Raw genomic sequence first — 22,541 nt, 5'->3', positions numbered from 1 at the left:
TAAGTGTCAGCTCTTGCCCTTCCAGAGAACTAGTGCACGCTCCAGCAAGCGCATACCGTAACTGAAGGCGAACGTGCAGGAGGCAATCAGGGCGGTGCCGACAAAGACCGCATCGGTGGCCAGGGAATGGGAGGCGGACATGATCGGCAGGACAATTTCAGCCAATAACGAAAAGCCGCGCATAAATTCGGGGCTTTTTACTCGCTAGATGCATTACTGGCAGTCGCCGCTGCTGTCGCAAGCTCTGCTGTAAAGTTGACCACTAGCCCAAGCTAGGCTCAACAAACACAGAGGATGCGAAACTGACCAACAAAACAGCAGCAACAACGGTCTTGATGATACGCATTAGAACTCCTAGAACTCCTGAAAATATGGATAAACCCTTCATAGACCAGGAATAAGGCTGCGCAAAATAAGCTCAGCAAAGAAAACACGATCAATTAATCACATTTTCTCTGGGGCCTAGCACCGCACCGAGAGAATTAGTGCTTGCAAGCGTCATAATCTAGCAGGCATAGGCTGATCAGATGGAACCCTCACCTATTGTTCGTTACCTAGCTGCTGGTAACAGTTGATAGATTTAGCTAGCGTAGACCTACCAGAGGCAACATCATGATCTCCAAGTCGAATCCCATTTCTTCCAGTGAGCATATTTCTAATGTGCTTGAAAGTGAACCGCCAACAAGCGGTGACGACGATTCGTCAGTTTCTCCCTCCCCGGACAATACGAAATCTGAACGTTTTCATCCACATGAAATTACAGGAAAGAGCATTGCCGCCAAATTGCGATCAATGCTACACATAGGCCGCCACACATGGGCGCCAGAGAAGCGATTTGTTATATCGAGCATGAGCGATCGCCTAGTACGAGACGGCGGCGTGATTAATGCGAGGGCCCATAATGTCCCAAAGTCAAACCGCTTCGAACTGGAGGAAACATCTCACTGTTCGGAATTCGGGGAGCAATTGCGCAATGGCTCCCTGGGTAGGCTCGATCGTACTTGCCGGCTTGATTTGCACGGCCATGGGGATATGTTTGGGTTCGAAGGCGACGGGCCGTTTATCCTCGCTTGCAAACTAAAGAGGGCAGGGTTGAAAGAGGTAGGCGTGATCAAGCTCCAAAGCTGCCGTAATGGTAAGGGTGATTTCCTTAAAGAGTTTCTGGAGGCCTTATCTCAACTGGGAATTAAGGTCGGATATGTCTCGGCTCCTGTAGCAGATCTACTAGAGAACCGTTCCGTGGCTAAGATTGCCGGTCGTGAATTTACCTATCAGGCGCTCTTTTATATGCCGAGTAAGCTAATACGTAAAAAATATGGCCTATTTATTCCAGAGACCTTTGGTCTAAAGGTTGTCAAAGGAAATATCGATGTCCGGTTCCCGGGCACCAGATATTCATAGTCTAAACAGCTTCTCCGTTCGATCTGGTCGAGCATCGTCGCTGTCGATGTGCAAGGGCGTTCGATGTCAAACGTCGATGTACGCGATCTATCCAAGTTCGGTTTCGGGAAAGACGGTATTCACCAGCTCTCCGCTTATATCTAAACGGAGAGCCGCACTTTCGGAACACCGAAAGTTAAAACTGCTGATACCCGACCCAACGTGAGTTGCCTGGACCAAGTACCATTGTGTGTGGGTTGCCGTTGCTGCGCATGTGAGCCTCGATAGAGGTTCTCATAGCAGTCCAAGCCTCAATTTTCTCGTTCAGGTCAGTTAATGTGGATTGAGGGGTGATAACGCCAGGATGAACACGCGAAATCTCTGCTAGATAGTCGTGTATTACATCTGCCATTCGAAGGGAGTTATTCGTTGCTGTAAAAAGACTGTTATAGCGATTACGAAGCTCTTCGGGTGCTGTATTAACAACGTATTCGTATTGGATTTGCGTTACGCCAGCAGCATTTCGTAGCTCATTTCGTTTTTCCAGAATTTGTGCTGCAAGTATGTGATTCTCGTGATTAGGAGAGTCAACTTCTTGAGCACCTCTAGAACCACCAACACATAAATTTCCCATTAGTAAGCCTCAACAATATAAATTCGATCAAAGTTAAAAATTGCGACGTTGCGCATGCATATGTGAAAGCATGTCGATAAAGAGTTCTTTGGAAAAATGCTGTAGGGCTAAATTTCGCATACCGGCCTCTTGGGCGGGGCGCAGTTTTGTACAACAAAGCACTCGATGTGGTTTGGATTGCGACTACCCTTTACCAAGGCATTGGCATATCGAATCGTTCTCGATGATTGGTCTAATTTATACAAGTAAGAAAGCGAGTCTTATTTTCTAATTGTTTTGATGTGCATTTAATCCAGCTGTGCGCAGAACAGCCGCGAGACACGTTTTCCCCTTAAATAGTTCCGTTTTTTTTCCTCAAATAATTCCCCTATGTCATCAAAAATTCATCAATTTGACAGGACTTTGTCAGGAAATAAATACGAGCTTATAAGAGAATAAGAGTGTCACATATCTGACGTGACGTTCCCCTCTCTCTAATTTTTAGGAGTTACTACATGCGTATCATCAAGACCCTTGTGGCTACAGTTCTGTTTGCGGGTTTCGCATCGGCTGTCTTTGCCAAACCTTCTTTGCACTTGCCACCAGTTGCTGAGAAGAATCCGCCGGAGTGTGTCACTGATGCAAATGGTCAAACTATTTGCTTCTAAGATTCTTACTGCGTTGCGCTGAATCTGATACGTAGAAAAAGCCCCGGACTTCCGGGGCTCAGGTTGATGACGAACCCCGTGTTTTCGAACACGGGGTTTTGTTTTTCAGGCGCAGGTAATTTGCAGATGGTCGATGGCGCAGAAGCCAAGCAAGGCGCGCATTTTTCTCTGTAGCCACTTTTGTACGCTGGCAGAGGCGCTCAAGCCGTGTAAAAGCGCGCGCAAGCGCGCCACCAACAGGGCAATCTTCTTCATGTTCTGGGCCGCCGCTGACCTGCTGCAGCGCCCCCCTGTGTCATGCCGTGATAGGCGCCCTGAAACGCCAGTACCGTGCCGCCACCGGTGGCGCTCTTGACCAGCTTGAGCGCGGCCTCGATGGCATCGGCGCCGGTCGGGCCGCAGAACTGGATGCGGGCCTGGCGGGCGAACTCGGGCGGCAGGATCTCCAGCAGGTCTTGCATGAAGCGGTCCTTCACCGGTGTGGTCAGATCCAGGGTATGCAGCGCCGCGCCTTCATGCAGCAATGGGACGATGGCTTCGATCACCGCCGGATGGTTGTGGCCCAGCGCCAGCGTGCCGGCACCGGCCAGGCAATCGATGAAAACGCGTCCTTCGATGTCCTCCACAGCTAGACGGTGGAAGTTGGGTCTCACATGGAGAGGGTCAAATCCGCGAGCAAATCAACAGCTGTCGAGGAACACCCAGCCGCAATCGAGAAGATGCTCCAACTGCGCCTCCCAGGTATGGCAGCAGAATTTGAACGACAAATTCACGGCTAAAGACACCGCTCGTTCCCCCAAAATTTCTACCTCTCGCCAATTCCTCCGTGCGCATGCCTTAGTAGCAAAAAAACAAGTATATTTGTCAGCGTGCAAATCACTGAAGTAATTTGCAACAGAGAGTGACCAGCGCCCGACTGCAACGCATCGTCATGCCCTTGCTCAAGTCGCCGGCCTGAACCTGCGCCAACGCAAAGCAGGACTTAACTGTCATGATCGAATGGTCATGACAGCCAAGTTTTTCATCACATCAACTGTCGTGATCTTCGCGCTGTCATTCGACGATACTTCGCATGTTCGATATGCCCGGTGCCCGATGGTCTGTGGCATATCGCCAGCAGCAGAAGATCAACCTGAGAGCCGGTTCATGATCTTGCTGCTTACTCCTGATTTCAGATCATCAACAGGCTTCAAGGAAATTTCATGTCCAGCAACATCATTACCGTGACCGACGCCTCGTTTGAGGTCGATGTCCTGCAATCCTCGCAAGCCGTCTTGGTGGACTTCTGGGCGCCCTGGTGCATGCCCTGCAAGATGCTGGCGCCGCTGCTGGCCGATCTGGCCGAAGAGTTCCGCGACACGCTGCGTATTGCCAAGATCAATGCCGACGAAAACAAGCTGCATATGGAGAAATACAGCGTGCGCGGCCTGCCGTCGATACTGCTGTTCGTCGATGGCATAGAGCGCGCGCGCCTGGTTGGCATGCAGAGCAAGACACGCCTGGTGACCTTTATCGAAGACCAGTTGGAGCTTTGAGCCATGTCTACCAATCTGACACGGGTTACGTCCCTCACGTTTCATGACAACCAAGCCCTCAAGCAGGCCATGTTGGCGCGTTTCTGTGCGCATCTGGAAGCGGGCCAGGTGAAGGGTATCCCGAATACCTGGAATGGCGAATCTGGCAGCGTCATCGGTTGCGCCACCGAGAGCGATGATCTTGCCGTCTGGAGCACGGCACTCGGCTTGCCCAAGTGGCTGGCATTGTTGATCGATGCGGTCGCGGCAGGGCAGGGCACGCCAGAGGCATTCGCCTTGGCTGGCCAGCCCACGCTGGAGGCGATTCCGGTTGGCGTCGACCTGGAGCGGGCCGGTAGCGCATTCGTGCTGAAGTTGCTGGCCGATATCGGTATCTGGCTCGGCAAGGCGGCTCCCCATGTGCCGCTGTCCGAGGTGCTGGCGACGGTCACTTCGCTGCATGAGGCGGTACTTGGTGGGAAGCACCCAGAAGCCGCCGTTTGGCGCGCCGCCCGTCGGGCGGCAATGGCCGTGGCCGATACCTGTGTGGAACATTCGATCGAGCAACAGATGGCACGCACCGTGGAAGCCGCTGGCTGGGACGCCGGTCATTCGCCGACCATGACCACTGACGTCATGCGTGCATGGGTCAATGCTTATAGTGCCTATGCTTTGCTTGATTCTGGCTGGACTGCCGCCGACGAGGCCAACGTGTACGTACGCCTGAAGGAAATGCACGATCGCTTTCTCAAGGACAATCCAGAGAGCAAGCGCACGGTATTTGAGCATTACGCCGAGCAATATCCTGCGGAAGAGGAACGCCTGCGTTGGCGCATGCGCACCGCGCGCGAGGCAGTGAGCACGGCTAACGCGATGGTGTCGACGATGTTATTGGCCGTATTGAAGTCGCATGCGGTGGATTGATCCTTGCCGCTGTATGTCTCTGGCGCAGGCGAAACACGTTCTCAGCCGGATGCGCTGCGCTCAAGCACGCTTGACAGCGCCCGCAATGCGTCATCGTCGCTCGAGGCGACGTTGAAACGCATGTGCGAACGTGCCGCCTCGCCTGACGAAAACACCGGCCCGGGTGCGGTAAGGTAGCCGTTCGCCAGCATGCGCTCGGCTACCTCCATGGCGTTGAGGTCGCCAGGGAGTCTGCCCCAGAGATATAGGCCGGCGTCGGGTCGATGTTGCAGTACGATGCCGAGCGCCTCAAGTGCTGCCATCAGCCTGGGGCGCGCCTGGTCGAGCCTAGCGCGCAACTGCTCACAATGGCGGCGATAGCCGCCTTCGGACAACAGCCGGTAGATCATACGTTCGGCCAAGCTGCCATTCGAGGCCCGGCTCACCAGTTTATACAGCAGCAGCCATTCGATCTGTTGCGGGTTGCCGGCGATGAAACCGACGCGCATACCCGCGCCGAGCGTTTTGGAGAAGCTGCCCACATACAGTACATGCTGGAGCTGATCCAGGCTGGCTAGCCGCGTGGCGTGGGGGGGGCGATGCACTGGTGCAAGGTCGCCGTAGGTATCGTCCTCGACGATGGTGAAGTTGAATCGTTCGGCTAGGCGCAGGATCTGAAACGCCCGCTGCGGAGAAAGTCCGGTGTAACCCGGACTGTGCAACAGAGACTGGCAAAAGTAGAACGCTGGACCATGTTGTTCGCAGGCGTTCTGCAGGGCGGTGATATCAGGGCCGTCAGCGTCGCGCGTAACGCCGATAATGTGCATTCCCGATGCCAGCAGGCGATCCATCAGCAGGAATGAACCTGGATCGTCGACCAGCACCGTCATCCCGGGCTGGCGCAGATAGCTCATGACAATCAGATTGATGGCGTCGGTCGCACCCAATGTGGTCAGCACCTGACGCGGCGTGACATCAATACCGATGTCCGCCAGCTTGCGTTGCAATTGCTGGCGCAACGGTAGATAGCCTTGCGCATCACCATACCCGGCTGCCCAGTTGATGTTGCTGCGTGACACGGCACGCAATGTGGCTGCCAATTGCGGCACATTGAGCCAGTCAGGAGGCAAGTCGCCGCTGCCAAGGCCGCGGTGCAGCAGGGTACGTGGATCAAGCAGGCGCTGGCGCCAGTTGGTCAATAATGGTGCTGGCACCGCCGGCGTCTGCGCATTGGCAACCTGGTTGTCAACCCTGATGAAGAAGCCCGCGCCCGGTCGGGTGTAGACGTGCCCGTGCGCCACCAGTTTTTCATACGCGCGTGCCACCGTGTCGCGGCTTACCTGGGCCGATTCGGCCACCACACGCAGTGATGGGAGTTTGTCGCCATGCGCCAGCCGGCGCGTACGCACGCCTTCCAGTACCGCGGTGAATATGCGATCAACCAGCAGCCTGGCAGAGTGCTTGTCCCCCATGTCGCCGAGCGCGGCCCTATCGATGGCGAATTTGCGCGACGAACTAGCGTAGGCTGAGGAAGGCATGGGAGTCGATGCGGTGGGGATGCAATGAGTGAAGCTTGTCAAGATAATGGTATTGGTCGTCAATGAGAATATGGTTGTCCGATTTCAGTGAAAAGGGAAAGAAAATTCCAGATCAGGCTAGCCGTTGCAAATACCGCGGGCCATGGTCTCCATTCAGGTTCCCAGACGCTACCTATGTCTCACTAACCGTCACCAGAAAGCGGCCATAGCTCTCCACCTTCAGCGCAACGGTTTCCGCCAGCTGGCGCAAGACTGCATCGGGCATACGCATGTTGAAGATGCCGCTGACACGCTTGGCAGCCGCCTTGCGGGTGACGCGTATCACTCCCTGGCGGTGCCGACGCAATACGCCGATCACGTCGGCCACGGCTTGATCCGATGCCACAAACAGACCCTCAGTCCATGCAACGGCATTCGCGAGTGACTGGCTGCTGCGTTCGATGCCAGCTTCGCTCAGGCTGACCACGTCGCCCTGGGTGATCATCTTGACCATGCCATCCGGGGTTGTCAGCGTGGCGCTGCCTTGTACCACGGCGACCAGAGAGTGCGTTTCATAAGAGGAGAAGCTGAAACGCGCAGCGCTGGCGTGCAGATTGCCGCGTGCGGAAAGGATGTCGAACGGTTTGCGGTTGTGCATCGCATTGACCAGCATCTGGCCCGACTCCATGCGCCAGCCGGTAGCGGTCGCATCGACGATGGTGCCGGCATCCAGGGTGACCCCGATATCCGGATTCAGCGCGGCTTCGCGCAGCTCGCCGGTGCCGGTGCGTAAGGTGGCGTCGTAACCGCAAGCTTGCAGGCCGCGATAACCGAGCGCACCCACAACGGCCAGTCCGACCACGCCAGTGAAACTGTTGCGCAGCATGCGTCGCCTTGATTGGCCGGCATTGAGCAGCGCCTGGCGCCCGGCACCCTGCGCCTGCGCGCTCTGTCCGAACGAACGGAACGACGTCAGCTTCTGCTGCAGTGACTGCCACGCCGCCCGGTTGGCCGCGCTGGCAGCGTGCCATTCGGCAAAGCGGGTCTGATCTTCGATGCTTGCTTCACCGGAACGCATCAGCACTTCCCAGGTGATGGCGGCCTTAATTGGATCTTTCAATTTGTCATCTTCCAGGGTTCAGTTACTTTCATAGCACTTTGCCAGCGCCTGGGCGATGTACTTGCGCACCATGCTCACGGACACGCCAAGCAGTTCAGCGATTTCGCGGTACGTCAGTCCGTCCAGTTGGCTGTACAAGAACGCTTGCCGTGCGTTCTTCGACAATCCGTACAGCAGCCGGTCAATATTGACCAAGGTCTGCACGACTTCGAGGACGACTTCCGGGGATGGGGTATTGGCTTCTTCCGTGGTGGCCAATGCGGCCAGGTAAGCAGCTTCCAGATCGCGTCGGCGCCATAGATCGAATACCAGGCGCTGCGAGATCGTGGTCAGCAGCGCACGTGGTTCACGGATGATCGAGACATCGGGAATGCCGGCCATCTCGAGGAACGCCGCCGAGGCGACATCCTCAGCGTCGGCCAGAGACTTCACCTGTCGCCGCAGATACTGCTTCAACCAGCTATAGCTGTTGGTGAATTCCGTGACCAGAAAATCATGCCGGAATGGCTGATCCGCATACGAGTGAAGCGGGCCAAGCACTGGTTCCGCGGACACGGCCCCGCCCGACAAGCCATCTTTGTGATGATATTTCATGATTCACCATATGTTTTACGCGAGCCTGCCGCAGCGCTCTGCGTGGAATAAACCCGAGCCTGTGCCCCATGCGACCACGTTCTTTGCAGCGTTGCTATTGTCTTCAAATTACCGATTTGGCGCATTGCTAAAAACGCATAAGCTTTGTCGTTTCCGACAATCTGACTTAGGCAATTAGCGTGCCACCATGAGCATGAGAGTAGGGGCTGCATGCCGTTTCTTGAAAAGAAATTGTGAGTTTTCCCGCTATCAAAGCATGACGTTGCATCGAATGGCGAAGGGCACACGCATTGTCGAAAATGGTTTTGAAAATTATTTTCAAAACCTGGTGTCACTTTTTCCGCGTCGTTGCACATCCCTATTGAAACCATCCAATGCAAGTGTAGATGATCCGGCCGCGAGGAGGCGTGCGGATGATCGACGCAGGCATGTGCAGCTATCAACGAGAGGGGCATCGGTGATTGACAGAACAGACCGTCGGATCCTGGAGATCCTGCAAGAAGACAGCACGCGCGCTGTGGCCGAAATCGCCGAGTGCGTCAACTTGTCGACCACCCCATGCTGGCGTCGCATCCAGAAGCTAGAGGCGGAAGGGGTCATCAAGCGCCGCGTGGTGCTGCTGGACGCCGAAAAACTCAATGTCTCGGTGACGGTTCTGGTGGAGATCAAGACGCGCCAGCATAGCGCCTCCTGGCTGAAGAAGTTTCGCGATGTCGTCACCTGCATTCCCGAGGTGGTGGAGGTGTATCGCATGAGTGGACACATCGACTACATGCTCAAGGTGATGGTGCCCAATATTGGCGCATATGACAGCGTCTACAAGCGCTTAATTAGTGCGGTGGAACTGGATGATGTGAGTTCGAGTTTTTCGATGGAAACACTGAAGTCCACCACCGCTTTGCCGCTGATGTACGCGGATTAGGTTTTCTGTGGGTTAGGCATGGCGACAGAATGTCATTCCTGTGGATGATGAAAAACAGAAATGAAAATCTAAATTCACCTGGAGTTGCATGTGAAGTTTGAAAAATAAATTCGATGGCCTATGGATAAACTTTTATATCAATTCGGCACGCTATCAGGCGACTTTCGAATGGCAGGGAAGTATCACCGGATGTCGTGGAAGAGATGATGGGAAGCGCGGAAAACAGCGTGAAGTTTGGTTTTTGGGTGACAACAAAAGATGTGCAATGTCATGGTCATGCACTTTAACGGGGATGCCTGATCATCGGCAAAACGCAAAAGAGAAAATCGTTTTCAGAACTCTGCGATCAGCCTGTTTCAGGCTGCTTTCAATTTGTTCAGCAGAGCCAATCTAACATTATTACTAGAAGTCAACATGAAATTACTCTCCCATTCTGTAAATTGGTCCAGCCCGAAGGTGATCGTGCTGGCCTTGGCCACGATGACCTCCTTGTCTGTGCCAGTCACGTCTGCCTATGCTCAGTCTGCCGCTGCGCAATCGTATCATTTGCCGAGTGCGCCGCTTGACCAGACCCTGCTGCAAATAGCTCAACGAAGCGGCTTGCTGATTTCATACGAGCCGTCACTGGTGAAGTCGCTGCAATCGGCACCGGTAGAGGGCAACTTCACCGCAACCGAGGCGATCAAGCAAGCGCTCAGCAATACCGGGCTGGAGCTGGTCGCCACGCCGAGCGGCAAGTGGACGCTGCGGCCTGTCGCCGCCACCAGCGCCACCGAGGCGCAAGCGCGCAAGGCGGTCGCCGATGCGGAGTTGCCGCTCATCAGTGTGGCCGCCACTGCCGATTCCGGCGGTACGGGTTTTGTGGCCGAGAATTCCGCAACATTCTCGCGTACCGACACGCCCTTGAGCGAGACGCCAAAGTCGGTATCCGTGATCAATGCCGCCGTCATTCAGTCGCAATCGGCGCAGACGCTGTCAGACGTCCTGCGCAATGCCTCGGGGGTGGTGACACGTCCCGGCCCGTATGGTGTGCCGTCGTTTGTCATTCGCGGTTACGCGGGTACTGCGCCAGTGATGTCGGATGGGCTTTCGGCATATGGATCCGCCGCCTCTCCCGCAGCCCTGACGCCGACCATCGCCATCGCCAGCGTGGAAGTCGTCAAGGGGCCGTCGGCCATCATGGCTGCCGATGCACCTCCTGGCGGGGTCGTCAACGTGATCAAGAAAGCCCCGCAAGTCGAGCCGTTTCATGAAGTTCAGGTGGCCTATGGTTCTAATAATTTCAGCCAGGTGGCATTCGATTCGACCGGTGCGATTGACGAAGATAAGCGACTGCGCTATCGCTTCGTCGTGTCGGCCGACAAGTCCAGCGAAAACTCCATGGGCTATGACGGCGGCCACCACTTCTATATCGCTCCGACCTTGCAATGGAAGGATCGCAGCACCGACCTGACCCTCGGCTATTCCCACACAGTGACGCGCGATCCGTTTCCACAGTACACCGTGGGTTATGCCAAAGGGGGCTACGTGGATGGCTACATCGAGCATCCGTTGGGCAACCGCGGCGACGACTTTTCGATGACAGCGGATGAATTGACTGCCAAGCTGGAACAGAAACTCAGCGATAACCTGACGTTCGTCAGCAAGAATGGTTATACCAGCACCACACAGGGGCAGAACGGCTGGGCAGCCGCGTCGACGATCAGCAAGTCCAATTCACTCACTTTGCTGGGGTTCAAGTCGTCGGCCAATTATTACACCGCCAATTCACAGAATTACCTGCGGCTCAAGTCCGATCTCGGTAGCGTGAAGTCGACCGCATTGGTTGGCGTCGATTATTCCTATATGCACTATGCGCAATATGACAGGAATTCTTCGAGCATCACGACGATTCCGAATATCTTCGGGACGATCAACGTAGCACCGATCAGTTCGCCGCTGACGTATCAGTTCGGTGGACAAACTCAGCGGGTCGGCAGCTATCTGCAAGAACAGTTGATGTACAGCAATCTCACCGTGCTAGCCTCGATCCGTCGCGACAGCTACCTCAGTAGCACCAATATCGTCGGTAGGGCGCCGAGCGGTGGCTTGCATCAGACGGCCTATAGCCCCAGTCTGGGAGTGATGTACCAGCTGACGCCGGAAATTGCACCGTACGTCAACTGGAACAAGGGATTTCAGCCTAACAACGTGACTACCTATAGCGGCGGTTTGTTGCCGCCGATGCAGAGCGAGCAGTTCGAGGCGGGTGTGAAGTTCAACCTGATGGACGACAAACTTAATCTGACCACGGCGCTCTACCATATCGACTACACCAATCAGAATATTGCCGACCCGCTGCATCGCGGCTTCTATCTCCCGACCGGGGGAGCCGTGAGCCAAGGGCTGGAGGTCGAACTGAAGGGGCAGATCATGCCGGGCATGAACGTCGTCGCGCAGTATGCCTATAACAATTATGTTCAGAACTATGCGCCAACTATCAAGGTCAATCTGCCGCGTCATACCGGCAGTATCTGGACGACCTACAACTTCCGTAGTCCGGCACTGCAAGGCTTGGGGGTGGGCATGGGGGTCTTCATGAGCAGTGGGCAGGACGTTGGCAACACGGGAAATTATCACCTTCCTGGCCAGACCGAGACCGATCTTGGCCTGTTTTACAAGATGGAAAAATACAGCTTGAATTTGTCAGTGAAGAATCTGTTCAATCACAAGCTTTATTCCAGCTCGACCAGCGCTACCTTCATTCCGATGGGGCCGGAGCGTACCCTGATGTTGACGGGAACCTATGATTTCTGACTTGGCAATCATGAGTGCACCGGATCAGATGCGCGCCAGGACTGCTGCACGCAAGTCGGATGTCAGGGTGTCGGCCGTGACCGCCGGTGTGCTCTTGCTGCATGCGATCGGGCTGGTTTGGCTGTGCTATCGACCCAACGTCACGCTTAGCGCTGCTGCCGTCGGGCATGGCGGACAGTCGGTCGCGGTCCAACTGGTCAGTCGCGCATCGGTGGCAACGCCGGTGCGCCCGGCGGAGGCGAAGCCTTTGCCAATGCCGATGGAAAAGCCGCGGCAAAAGCCGCCGCAAAAGCTCAAAGCACCTCCGGTGCTGACTACGCAGGCGGCGTCGACACAGGAGACCCAGTCGGACGCACCCGCCAGTCCACCGACAGCAGCACCGACAGCAGCGCCGGCAGCGGTGTCGCCAGCGGTGTCGAGCGCGGCCTCATCCGCGCCGATGCCAGCTTCAGGGCCGCCGACGGCGGCCGCTGCTGCGCCGGGTAGTGGTGAAGCGGCGCTGGCCCTCAAGTCAATCAACGCGAGCGAAATGGCGCAGCTCAATTGTCATATTCCGGCGCCCGTATACTCGGCAAAATCGCGGCGGCTGGGGCAGAAGGGGATGGTCACATTACGGCTCATGATCGGCGTTGATGGCCGTATCGGGCAGGTCAGGGTGACGTCGAGCAGCGGCTTTGCCGAACTTGACGCGGCCGCTGTGGCGGCATTGCAGGCTGGCCGCTGCAGCCCCTACCGCGTAGCAGGCGTTGCCTTGGAGGTCGAGGCTGCGCAGCGGATTTCCTTCGCGGACGACTGAAAACGCTTTTCAAGTTCATCGCGCTACGGCGCACGACAAATCAAGGAGCATGCAATGGAAAACTATGGATTGGCCAATGTCTGGCTGCAAGGCGATGTAGTGACCCGGTTTCTGATCACTATCCTGTTGGGCATGTCGTCCGTGTCATGGATCGTGATGATCGTCAAGGGCATGGCAAATCGTCGTCTGTCACGTATTGGCTTGCAGGCACACAAGGAGTTCTGGGCGGCTCATTCGATCGAGGGCGGCATTGCCGCAATCGGTGCGGGCACCGACAACCCCTACAGCAATATCGCCACGGCCGCGGTCGAGGCGCACGCACAGAAAGACCAGCCGCTACTGGAAGGAAGCACCTCCAACACGGAATGGGTTGCGTATTGCGTGCGTAACGCACTCGACGAACAGATCGCGCACCTGCAGGGCGGTCTGGCCGTACTGGCGTCGATTGGCAGTACTTCGCCATTCATCGGCCTGTTCGGCACGGTCTGGGGCATTTATCACGCACTGATTACCATCGGCGCATCGGGACAGGCAAGCCTGGATCACGTGGCCGGGCCAGTCGGGGAATCACTGGTGATGACAGCGGTGGGCTTGTTTGTGGCGATTCCCGCCGTGCTGGGTTACAACTACGTGTCCCGCGGTAATCGCACCGTGGCGCAGAAACTGATGCGTTTCTCGCACCAGTTGCACGTGTACTACGTGACTGGCAACAAGATGAAGGAAGCGCAGGCTGCCAAAGAATCTAGACATCCGGCGCACAGACCGGCCACCGCAACCAGCGCCTGAGGAGCTTGCCATGTCGATGATGAACGATGCGGGTGGGGATGGGCTGGCCACCGAAATCAACATGACACCGCTGATCGACGTCATGCTGGTGTTACTGATCATTTTTATCGTGACTCTGCCGGCCATCAATCAGGCCGTCAAGGTGACGCTGCCGAAGGCCACTGCGCAGCCCACCGAGACGGCAAGCAAGGACATCGATATCTCGATTCAGGCAGACGGCACCGTCCTGTGGAACCGCGTGCCAGCGAATCTCGATGAACTGCGCACGCGCGTGGCAGCCGCTGCAGCGGCGGCAGTGCCGCCGGCCGTCAACGTCTATGCCGATGAGAAAGTGCCCTACGGCAGTGTTGCCAGGGTACTGGCGGGGGTGCAATCGGGCGGCCTGACCAAGATCAACTTTGTCACGGAGCCGGTGAAGGACACACAATGACGCAGCAATCCTTGCACGACCTCAGCTATGCCGAGGTGGAAGGAAGCCAGCGTGCGCATTTCAGGACATCCATCTGGTGGTTGTTCAAGAGTTACTGGACTTCGCGCGAAGCACCGGTTTCGGCCTTGCTGGCCGCTTTCATCGTCGGCTCCGGCTTTGTCGGCGTCTATTTTTCGCTGCGCGTCAATCAATGGACCGGCAAATTCTACGACGCCATCGGCAGTGGCCGTTTCGGCACGATTCCCGCTCTGCTGACGCTGTTTCTGGGCCTCATCATGGTGACGGCGACGCTGACGATCAGCGCCTCGGTCGCCGCCGATGTGCTCAAGCTGAGGTGGCGCACCTGGCTTACCACTACATTGATCGACCAGTGGACACGTAGCGGCGCCTACTTCCGCATTGAGCGCGACAAGTTGCTCGACAACGCCGACCAGCGTATCTCGGAAGACGTAAAGCTGTTCGTCGATTACACGGTGACGATCACGTCACACCTGTTACATGTGCCGGTCAGCGCGGTTACCTTCAGCATCGTGCTGTGGGAACTGAGCGGCAGCTATCTGCTTGAACTGGGGCATCTTGCCATCACCATCCCGGCCTACATGTTGTTCGCGGTCTATCTGTATTCGGGCACCACGCTGCTGCTGACCCATCTGTTAGGCCGCTCGCTGATTCCGATCAACATCCGGCAGCAGAAGGTGGAAGCGGATTTCCGCGCATTGATGGTACAGATCAGAGAAGGGGCGGAGCAGATCGCATTCTACGATGGGGCCAACGTGGAAGCTTCCCGGCTGCGCTCCACCTTCGCCAACATCCGTGCCAATACATGGAGGATTATCCGCGTTGCGGCGCAGGTCATGTTCGGCGTGCAGGTGCCCGGCCAGATCAGCTCGATCCTGCCGGCGCTGCTGGTGCTGCCGCAGCTGATGGCGGGAACCATGACCTTGGGCGGGATGATGCGGGTGAGCGCCGCGTTCGGTTCGGTGAGCAGCACGCTGGCGTATTTTCCCCAGGCGTATCAAACGTTTGCCGCCTGGCGTGCAGTGGTGCGCCGCTTGCTGGCGCTGCTGGACGCCACCGAGATAAAGTCGCCGACCTTTGAATTGACTGTGCTGCAAAGACCGCAACAGACGACCATCGAGGTTGGCGCGCTGACGCTGACCGATCCGCACGGTAATCCACTGTCTCGGATCCCGGCCTTCGCGGTCAAGCGCGGCGCCCGCTGTCTGATCCGTGGCCGCTCGGGGTCTGGCAAGAGCACGCTGCTGCGCGCGCTGGCCGGCATCTGGCCGTTCGGGGTTGGCAGCATCGCCGTGCCTACACGCACCAGCATGATGTTCGTGCCGCAAAAGAGCTATGTGCCGGTGGGCAGCTTGCGCCAGGCATTGGCCTATCCTGGCGCCGAGGCAGACGTCAGCGATGCGCTGGCGCAGGACATCCTGACGGCGGTCGGTTTGGCGCAATTTCTGCCCGTGCTCGATCAGCCTGATCGCTGGGGCGGGCGTCTTTCGGGTGGCGAGCAGCAACGCCTGGCCTTTGCCCGCATCTTGATTGCCAGACCCGAGCATATTTTTATCGACGAAGCCACCAGCGCGCTCGATGACGAATCGGAGCAGCGCATGTATTCGCTCCTGCTTGAACGTCTGCCACACAGCACGCTGATCAGCGTGGCGCACCGCAAGGAGGTGGCGGCGTTTCACGATCAGTTCGTCGATCTGACGCCGGACGCCGTTGCGGCATCCGCGCCAGGGGTGACATCGAATCAACCCAAGAGCAAGGAATGAGAAGCTTACGAGCCATTCGTAACCTGAATACCATGAAAGATTGCCAACAGCATTTCGAAACCATCGCGCAGCAGACACTTGAGGTCGCGCGCCGTCACGGGGCCACGGCTGCGGCGGTACAGATTGAGGAGGTAGAGTCGCTGAGCGCCAGCGTGCAGGGTGGTAGGCCCAACGAGCGTGCGCTGCGTCAATCGACCCAATTGCGCCTGAGCCTGTTCCTCGGTCAGCGCGAAGCGTCGGTGTCTTCATCCGATCTGTCGCAGCAGGGCGTGGCGGCGTTGGTGGCACGCGGCATGGATAGCGCCGCGATTGCCGCCGAAGATCAGCATGCGGGGTTGCCGGGCCTGTCGGCCTATCCAATCGACGATGTGGATCTGGAGCTTGACCACGCCTGGCAGCTCAGTCTGAGGGATGCCGTGGCGCTGGCGGCGCGCATCGAGCGTGCGGCGTTGGCGGTCAGCAGCGCGGTACCGCAGATAGAGCGGGCGGTACTGTTTAGCAGTCGTACCCGCCGCATCCTGGCCAATAGCGAAGGCTTCTTGCGCAGTAGCGCATCGACCCGTCATTCCCTGTCGTGTACGGCCGTGGCAATCCGTGATGGCGCCAAGGAAATCGAGTCCTGGTGGGATGCCCGGCGTGATCCGGCACAGCTTCCGAGCCCCGAGTCGATCGGCGCCTGTGCTGGGCGGCGCGCGCTGGCCCGGCTTGGCGCGCGCCAGGTCGCTACCCAGACCTGTCCGGTCCTGTTCGAGCCGCAGGCGGCGGCAAGCCTGCTCAACGAATTCGTGCAGGCCATTTCAGCGCGTCCGCTCTATATGCATAGCTCGTTCCTGCGCGATGCACTGGGCCAGGAGGTGTTCGCTGCGCACATGAATATTTCAGATGACCCGCTGCTCAAGGGCGGCATGGGCAGCCGCAGCTATGACGGCAACGGCGCTGCCCTGCGCCCGCGCACGCTGATCGCGGGCGGTCGCCTGCAAGGCTATTACCTTGACGCTTATGGTGCGCGGCGCATCGGCTTGCCGTTGGTAGAGCATGGCGCGGGCCCCAGCAATGTGATGGTGTCGAGCACCACCAGCGAGGCCAGTGGCGATCTGGATGCGATGATCAGGCGCATAGGGACGGGGCTGGTGGTCAGTGGGCTGAACGGGCAGGGGGTCAATTTGATGACGGGCGATTTTTCGCGTGCGTGCAGTGGCTTCTGGGTGGAAAACGGCCAGATCGCTTATCCGGTGGCGGGCATCACGGTGGCATCCAATCTGCGTGAGATGTTTGCCGGCATCGTCGCCGTGGGCAATGACCGGCTCACGCAGAACGGTACCACGACGGGCTCGTGGCTGATTGACAAGATGCGTGTCGGCGGTATCTGAGTATCCGAAGACACGCAAACACGGAAGCATTCATGAAGACAATCAACCAGCTGGCAGCAGTGCCAGAAACTAATGATGGCGGAGCTGACTCCGGCATGTCCACCGCCTATTGTCGTGCCAGATGGGGGCTGCTGACAGCAAGCGGACTGGATGAAACGCAATTACTGGCGGGCGTGTCACGGGCGCTGCGCAAAGGCGGCGACTACGCCGATCTGTACCTGAAGTCGAACATCGCAGAAAGCTGGCACCTTGAGCGTGGCAAGGTGGCACGCAGCAACTACAACCAGTCGCAGGGTTTCGGGCTACGCCTGGTGGAAGGCGAGCAGTCGGTGTTGACCTCGGCTGATCGATTCGACGCTACTGCGATTGGCAAAGCTGCCGACTTGGCGGCCGATGCCGTGGGCCATGTGCCGGTATCGCCAGCGGGCCTGGTGCTCAGGCTGCCCAAGCATGGACCGACCTATTACACGCTCGATGATCCACTGCCTTCGCTCGATGCCGCGCACAAGATCGCCTTGCTGGAATCGGTCGACCGCGCCTGCCGCGCCCGTAGTCCTCTCGTGGTGGAAGTGATGGCGAGCCTGTCGATATCGCTCGACCTGGTTTTTCTGGCGCGCAACGACGGCTATTGCGGTGGCGATGTACGTCCGCTAGTACGGCTCGACGTGGCAGTGCAGGTCGTCCGCAATGGCCGCCGCGAAGGCGCCTCGCGCACCTTGGGCGGGCGCGTGGGGCTGGCGACCTTCGATCGCACTGCGATTGAGTCGGTCGCTGCTCTGGCGGTGGACGCTGCACTGATCAAACTGGAGGCACGCGCGGCACCGGCCGGCACCATGACCGTGGTGATCGGCCCTGGCTGGAACGGCGTCATGTTGCACGAGGCAGTGGGACATGGCCTGGAAGGTGATTTCAACCGGCGTGGTTCCTCGGCATTCGCCGGGCGCATCGGGCAACGGGTGGCGGCTCCCGGTGTGACCATCGTTGACGACGGCACCGTGCCGGGCAGTCGCGGCTCGCTCAACATCGACGACGAAGGCACGCCCGGGCAGTGCACCACGCTGATCGAGGACGGTATTCTAGTCAGCTACATGCAAGATTCGCTGAACGCCAGGCTGATGGGTGTCGCCAACACGGGCAACGGGCGCCGCGAATCCTACGATGTGCTGCCGATGCCACGCATGACCAACACCTACATGCGTGCCGGCGGAGTTGATCCGGCCGAGATCATCGCCTCGGTCAAGCAGGGGATCTACATTGCACATCTAGAGGGCGGTCAGGTCGATATCAGCAGCGGCCGGTTCATGTTTGCCGCGTCGGAAGCGTTCTTGATCGAGGATGGTCGACTGAGCGCGCCAGTGAAAGGCGCGACGGTGCTCGGCAACGGCCCGCAGTCACTGAAGAACGTGAAGCTGATCGGCAACGATCTGGAAATCAACACGGCCTCCGGCGTATGTGGCAAGGCCGGACAATCAGTGCCTGTGGGCGTGGGTCAGCCGACGCTGAGGATTGACGGCATGACCGTGGGCGGTACCGCCTGAATCGCCGGCAGTTTTCAGACAACAGCTTTTCGATATTGGCCATCGCTTCAGTTGTCTTGGCACTGGCAGCCGCGCTACGAGGGTGACGCGTGGCTTCTGCGAGGTTGTGCTCAAGCAAAGTACTCACAGGTTGTGGGCAGCTGCATTGACGTTGTTGCGGATATCCCCCGGTTAGTGCGATCTGTAATTCGCATGAGGAAAAATCCAGAGTTAGATAAATTTTTAGGACAGAGTGGTCTGCACAAGGGCGCGAAGATTGATTGGCCGATCTATCTTAATGCAGAGAAAAGTTACAAGTGGATGCCTCGCGATGCAGCCAGCAAACTCGCGAATCTGCTTTATCTTTGAGTTAGATCGGCGATGACAAGAACGGGATGACGCTCAGAGACAGCGGGATGCGACGTACTTGGCCATCATTGTAAGTACGCACCTGGAGCGCTTCACAAATTCGTGCGTCGACGTCATGTATGACGATGGAACTGCATATGACCAGCCGGCCGATGCTGAGACCGGCTATCACGAGGTGACAACCACGACATCCACCATCGATCCGATGGAATTTGACGTGAACTGAAATTCAGGAGCTCTATTCCGCGGTTGATTGCACCCGCCAGGTAGTGCATTGCCTCTTCGCGAAGACTTGCAGACGATTTCTGGATTCGACGCGCAAAACGTTGCAGGCGGTTCGGGACGCTGCGGTGGCCAACAAATTAAACAGTCGGCCTAGGAAAAGACTGGGTTTTAAGACACCGCATAAGGCGTACCATGGCGTCCGGCGGGGTGTTGCACTTGGTGCGTCAATCTAAGCCACATCGGCTTCTGGCCGTTGGATAGAGAGAATTGTTTGCTTAGCAGAGAAACGGACAATCTCACGCAAGGGAGTGAAGCCGAGCTTTTGAAGCAGCCGAATGGAGCGAACGTTGGCTGATTGCGTTTCGGCGATGACGCGCTGCAGCCCGAGCGCCCAAGCTTCCCGAAGCGCTGCAGCAACTGCGGCCTTTCCGAGGCCAAGCCCCTGTACCTCTGAAAAGAGTACGAAAGAGACTTCAACATCTTCATTATCATGGTGGAGGCTCAGGCTGACGATGCCAACGGGATTGGACGAGCCGGGCTTTACCACAACCCATGCAGGGTACCTACGCGTGGCGCTAACTAGATCGAGTGCAGAAGCATGAGCTTGTGTTTGGCTACGTGGTCCGCCAAGGTAACGCCGGATATGTGGGTCCGTAAATAACCGTACCAACGCATGGGCGTCATTAGAGTTGGGATGTCGCAACGGTGATTGCATGGCAGTCATTTTGTCTATGAGGCCTAACGCCAAAGTTAACCGGAGCCGAAGGCGGAGGGGGCCAACACTGGCCATGAAAATGGCGAAGCCATGACCAGTGTTGGCGTCCGCGTTGAACGCCCAGTTAGGCACGGGCGCGGAGGAGAGGGCGCTGGGAACATGAGGTTCATTCCATGTATTTGAGTTTGAGCCAATAGAACCTAGCTGTAGAACTTCCCTGTGGGCCTCGATATGACCCAAAGAGTCTCAAGTTCCAACGGGTTTGAGGGGAGGCGCTGAGTGCGTGCGGTCGGCGTAAAACCGAACTTGCGGTAGAACGCCGCAGCTCGGGCATTTGAATTGGCAACCCATGCATTTACGCTCTCAACTCCCCGAGTAAATAGCCATCTGTTTGCTTCGTCCACGAGCATCGTTGCTCCGTTTGAGCCGCGATGGTTGGGCGCTAGCCAGAGCGCGCAGATGTACGCCTGGCCTGAGGATGCCGCCTCTATAAATGCGCCAACTGTACCGACAACAGACATCTCGTGGTTGAGGAAGAACGAAGTTGAGGTTTCAGAGGTTGCATGGCGCGCAGCAGTTGCATCAAACTCATCAAGCGGCTGCGCCAATGCTTCCTCAAGTGTGGCGCCAAAAGCATAAGGTGCGTCAGTTAAGGCAGCGATTCTGATTGAACGCAACGTCTCCCCATCATCTTTGGATATTTGACGAACTTGGTATGAAGAACTCATAAGCCTTGTGTAAGGTAAGCGGAGCCGAAGGCGGAGGGTACCGAGACTGGCCATGAGAATGGCGAAGCCATGGCCAGTGTTGGCGTCCGCTTGACCATGCTGTTAGGCCACGGATATTGGTTTTGGGTGTTGCACTTCATGTGTGAAGCCGCGTCCCACTTCGCGTGCAGCGTGCCCAAGCAAGAGCCGAGAACTCATGTTCTTTAATGAATGCATCCTTGCCATCCATATATGCTACGAAATCATCTGGATGAGCGTTGGCCAAGCGTTGCTTCAGTTCACTGTAGGCCGCCGCAGCATCCGCGTGCGCGTTCATGTAGTCGCGGAAAGCTAGGTGGCGCTCGATGTGCGGACTACCGAATTGGAAGGCGTGGACTTGATGAGTTCTCACGCCTTCGGCGGAGTCCTTGCGGAAGTACCGCTCATGGTGGTGGGTATTGAGCCTAAGCATTATCGCGCATATTGGACCAGCCGGCGCTGTCTTTGGGAACGAGAGAGTACACGACGGCATCGTGAGGCGCACCTTGGAAGTACAGGCGGTTTCTTGCCTGACACTCTCGCGATGCGCCAAGAGACGCAGCTACTCTCTGGCTGGCAGTGTTGTGAGTAAGGGTGATGATCTCCAGCCTAGTGAGACCTAACTCGCCGAACCCTAGTAGCGCCGCTTGCTTGGCTGCGAAGCGAGCAACTCCCCGGCCAACGTGAGGAGTACTGACCCAGTACCCAATGTTTCCGACACGGTAGGCTTTATTGATTTGGTTGATGCCCGTGCCTCCGACTACAGAACCCGTTTTGGCCTCAAAGATGCCTAAAGGAAATTCTGTCCGGTTGAGCCACGCTTCTTGGGTGAACTGAATCTAGGATTCCGCGTCTTCGAGTGCGTAGTCTTGCTTGCACCATGGCATCCAGTAACCCAGCTCAGCCAACGAGACGCTGACAGCTGAAAAAAAGGACAGTGCGTCCGAAGGGGAGAAGCAGCGGATAAAATATTCGGATTCTGCCGACATGGTGATGAGGTTTCTTTGTGATGCCTAACGTCAGATGTGGCGTATTTTTCGAAAAGCCTAACGTCCGCGTTAACAGGCGGCAAGCCGCGTAGCAGATTGACGTCCTGTTGAACAACCAGTTAGGCTAATTTTTTTGTTAGTCATATCACGCGCAACGGGAATTGGCAAATTTGCTTCAGTAAATTGGGTACTTTTACTTCAACGAACGGCAACTGCTGCTTCATGAACAGTTTCAACTTGGGTCGCGGTTTTACATAATACAAATTCTTCCAGCCTCACCTACTCTTTACCTCATGCCACCACGCCGGAAAGTCAAGCCGGGCGCGGAGTAGGGCGTGGCATGAGGAAATCAAAAGACTTCGCTACCTTCTTCGCGAGTCCCTCCCAGAATGCCCGCATTTCCGGCGATTTGGTGCGCTCGGCATTGGCCGCTGCAATCGGAAGAATCGGGTCAATTTCAAGAATCTGAGCGACCTTGTAGGCCGCGTCATCATCCATGCGGCTGCGGCCAGCGCGATAGCCGCTGATGGTCGAGGCACGCATGTTGAGCGCCTTCGCCAATGCATAGTCGGATTCGACGCCAAGCTTTTGCTTAGCCCTATCCAGAAATTCAGTCGTGTTCATAGGCTCTCCTAGGTCTAGGTGCGCCTAGGCGTAGGCGTACCGTGCAGCCGTAGGATAGTTCAAGGCGCTCAATGGTTCAATGTTCGCGACAATCGAACGTTCGAGGCTCTTGACATGTTCGAGAGCCTCGATATACAGTCCTGCCCATCGACCGGGGAATCTCATC

24 protein-coding genes are annotated in these 22,541 nt (G+C 57.0%); 12 read left to right on the top strand and 12 right to left on the bottom strand.

From position 1 onward, the window contains the following. Positions 1 to 6: 6 nt before the first annotated feature. Entirely contained in the window at positions 7 to 141 is a 135-nt protein-coding gene (locus RC54_RS25865) for a hypothetical protein (RefSeq protein ID WP_255220994.1), read from the bottom strand. A gap of 471 nt (positions 142 to 612) precedes the next feature. Between RC54_RS25865 and RC54_RS12365 the strand changes: the two genes are divergently transcribed. After that, the gene (locus tag RC54_RS12365) at positions 613 to 1,401 is read left to right on the top strand and encodes a hypothetical protein (protein WP_156425828.1); all 789 of its coding nucleotides are present in this window, start codon (positions 613 to 615) and stop codon (positions 1,399 to 1,401) included. Between the two features lie 175 nt (positions 1,402 to 1,576). Here the strand turns inward: RC54_RS12365 and RC54_RS12360 are convergent, their stop codons facing one another. Further along, positions 1,577 to 2,014, bottom strand: coding sequence for a hypothetical protein (locus tag RC54_RS12360; protein ID WP_123020447.1), 438 nt, complete (start codon positions 2,012 to 2,014; stop codon positions 1,577 to 1,579). 494 nt (positions 2,015 to 2,508) lie between these two features. On the opposite strand from RC54_RS12360, the gene RC54_RS25235 reads away from it, so the two are divergent. Next, a complete protein-coding gene (locus RC54_RS25235; protein WP_156425829.1) occupies positions 2,509 to 2,661 on the top strand; it encodes a hypothetical protein in 153 nt (50 codons plus the stop codon). Between the two features lie 105 nt (positions 2,662 to 2,766). Here the strand turns inward: RC54_RS25235 and RC54_RS25230 are convergent, their stop codons facing one another. Further along, positions 2,767 to 2,916: a hypothetical protein gene (locus RC54_RS25230; RefSeq protein WP_156481291.1), complete on the bottom strand. Its 150-nt coding sequence runs from the start codon at positions 2,914 to 2,916 to the stop codon at positions 2,767 to 2,769. Beyond that, positions 2,913 to 3,287 carry an aminotransferase class III-fold pyridoxal phosphate-dependent enzyme gene (locus RC54_RS12355; protein ID WP_058895474.1) on the bottom strand — a complete coding sequence of 125 codons (375 nt, stop codon included), beginning with the start codon at positions 3,285 to 3,287 and terminating at the stop codon, positions 2,913 to 2,915. Before RC54_RS12355 ends, RC54_RS25230 begins: the two co-directional genes overlap by 4 nt. A gap of 576 nt (positions 3,288 to 3,863) precedes the next feature. Between RC54_RS12355 and trxA the strand changes: the two genes are divergently transcribed. Next, complete coding sequence (gene trxA, locus RC54_RS12350; RefSeq protein ID WP_058895475.1) at positions 3,864 to 4,196, top strand: thioredoxin; 333 nt, start codon at positions 3,864 to 3,866, stop codon at positions 4,194 to 4,196. A 3-nt stretch (positions 4,197 to 4,199) separates the two neighbouring features. After that, positions 4,200 to 5,099, top strand: coding sequence for a hypothetical protein (locus RC54_RS12345; RefSeq protein WP_058895476.1), 900 nt, complete (start codon positions 4,200 to 4,202; stop codon positions 5,097 to 5,099). A 41-nt stretch (positions 5,100 to 5,140) separates the two neighbouring features. Here the strand turns inward: RC54_RS12345 and RC54_RS12340 are convergent, their stop codons facing one another. From RC54_RS12340 to RC54_RS12330, 3 genes are all read right to left on the bottom strand, one after another. Further along, positions 5,141 to 6,679: an aminotransferase-like domain-containing protein gene (locus tag RC54_RS12340; RefSeq protein WP_156481292.1), complete on the bottom strand. Its 1,539-nt coding sequence runs from the start codon at positions 6,677 to 6,679 to the stop codon at positions 5,141 to 5,143. A 109-nt stretch (positions 6,680 to 6,788) separates the two neighbouring features. After that, on the bottom strand, positions 6,789 to 7,715 hold the full coding sequence (locus tag RC54_RS12335; protein WP_244216483.1) for a DUF4880 domain-containing protein: 927 nt from the start codon (positions 7,713 to 7,715) through the stop codon (positions 6,789 to 6,791). A gap of 18 nt (positions 7,716 to 7,733) precedes the next feature. After that, positions 7,734 to 8,309 (bottom strand): sigma-70 family RNA polymerase sigma factor, encoded by a 576-nt coding sequence (locus RC54_RS12330; protein WP_244216482.1) that lies wholly within the window; start codon positions 8,307 to 8,309, stop codon positions 7,734 to 7,736. Positions 8,310 to 8,769: 460 nt separating this feature from the next. On the opposite strand from RC54_RS12330, the gene RC54_RS12325 reads away from it, so the two are divergent. From RC54_RS12325 to tldD, 8 genes are all read left to right on the top strand, one after another. After that, entirely contained in the window at positions 8,770 to 9,231 is a 462-nt protein-coding gene (locus RC54_RS12325; protein WP_082686150.1) for an Lrp/AsnC family transcriptional regulator, read from the top strand. Between the two features lie 414 nt (positions 9,232 to 9,645). Then, on the top strand, positions 9,646 to 12,027 hold the full coding sequence (locus RC54_RS12320; protein WP_174526102.1) for a TonB-dependent siderophore receptor: 2,382 nt from the start codon (positions 9,646 to 9,648) through the stop codon (positions 12,025 to 12,027). Positions 12,028 to 12,037: 10 nt separating this feature from the next. Beyond that, positions 12,038 to 12,823, top strand: a complete 786-nt coding sequence (locus tag RC54_RS25730) for a TonB family protein (protein ID WP_244216481.1) — start codon at positions 12,038 to 12,040, stop codon at positions 12,821 to 12,823. A 54-nt stretch (positions 12,824 to 12,877) separates the two neighbouring features. Beyond that, on the top strand, positions 12,878 to 13,609 hold the full coding sequence (locus RC54_RS12310) for a MotA/TolQ/ExbB proton channel family protein (protein WP_058895479.1): 732 nt from the start codon (positions 12,878 to 12,880) through the stop codon (positions 13,607 to 13,609). A gap of 10 nt (positions 13,610 to 13,619) precedes the next feature. Then, positions 13,620 to 14,039 (top strand): ExbD/TolR family protein, encoded by a 420-nt coding sequence (locus RC54_RS12305; protein WP_058895480.1) that lies wholly within the window; start codon positions 13,620 to 13,622, stop codon positions 14,037 to 14,039. Further along, entirely contained in the window at positions 14,036 to 15,820 is a 1,785-nt protein-coding gene (locus RC54_RS12300; protein WP_058895481.1) for an ABC transporter ATP-binding protein/permease, read from the top strand. Before RC54_RS12305 ends, RC54_RS12300 begins: the two co-directional genes overlap by 4 nt. Positions 15,821 to 15,852: 32 nt before the next feature. Further along, on the top strand, positions 15,853 to 17,190 hold the full coding sequence (locus RC54_RS12295) for a TldD/PmbA family protein (protein WP_061789606.1): 1,338 nt from the start codon (positions 15,853 to 15,855) through the stop codon (positions 17,188 to 17,190). A 95-nt stretch (positions 17,191 to 17,285) separates the two neighbouring features. Then, a complete protein-coding gene (tldD, locus tag RC54_RS12290; RefSeq protein WP_061789639.1) occupies positions 17,286 to 18,728 on the top strand; it encodes a metalloprotease TldD in 1,443 nt (480 codons plus the stop codon). Positions 18,729 to 19,530: 802 nt separating this feature from the next. On the opposite strand, the gene RC54_RS12280 is transcribed toward tldD, so the two are convergent. The 5 genes from RC54_RS12280 to RC54_RS12260 form a co-directional block, all read right to left on the bottom strand. Further along, positions 19,531 to 20,016 carry a GNAT family N-acetyltransferase gene (locus RC54_RS12280; protein WP_164471212.1) on the bottom strand — a complete coding sequence of 162 codons (486 nt, stop codon included), beginning with the start codon at positions 20,014 to 20,016 and terminating at the stop codon, positions 19,531 to 19,533. Positions 20,017 to 20,216: 200 nt separating this feature from the next. Beyond that, a complete protein-coding gene (locus tag RC54_RS12275; protein ID WP_164471211.1) occupies positions 20,217 to 20,744 on the bottom strand; it encodes a GNAT family N-acetyltransferase in 528 nt (175 codons plus the stop codon). A gap of 136 nt (positions 20,745 to 20,880) precedes the next feature. Next, positions 20,881 to 21,195, bottom strand: a complete 315-nt coding sequence (locus tag RC54_RS25995; RefSeq protein WP_061789607.1) for a GrpB family protein — start codon at positions 21,193 to 21,195, stop codon at positions 20,881 to 20,883. Beyond that, on the bottom strand, positions 21,188 to 21,601 hold the full coding sequence (locus tag RC54_RS25990; RefSeq protein WP_123020499.1) for a GNAT family N-acetyltransferase: 414 nt from the start codon (positions 21,599 to 21,601) through the stop codon (positions 21,188 to 21,190). Before RC54_RS25990 ends, RC54_RS25995 begins: the two co-directional genes overlap by 8 nt. Before the next feature lie 462 nt (positions 21,602 to 22,063). Then, on the bottom strand, positions 22,064 to 22,375 hold the full coding sequence (locus tag RC54_RS12260) for a transcriptional regulator (protein WP_061789608.1): 312 nt from the start codon (positions 22,373 to 22,375) through the stop codon (positions 22,064 to 22,066). Between the last annotated feature and the right edge of the window lie 166 nt (positions 22,376 to 22,541).

This window comes from Herbaspirillum rubrisubalbicans (assembly GCF_003719195.1).
Taxonomy (GTDB): domain Bacteria; phylum Pseudomonadota; class Gammaproteobacteria; order Burkholderiales; family Burkholderiaceae_D; genus Herbaspirillum; species Herbaspirillum rubrisubalbicans.
The sequence above is the reverse complement of the archived record's forward strand: the minus strand, read 5'-3'. Positions and strand labels throughout refer to the sequence as shown.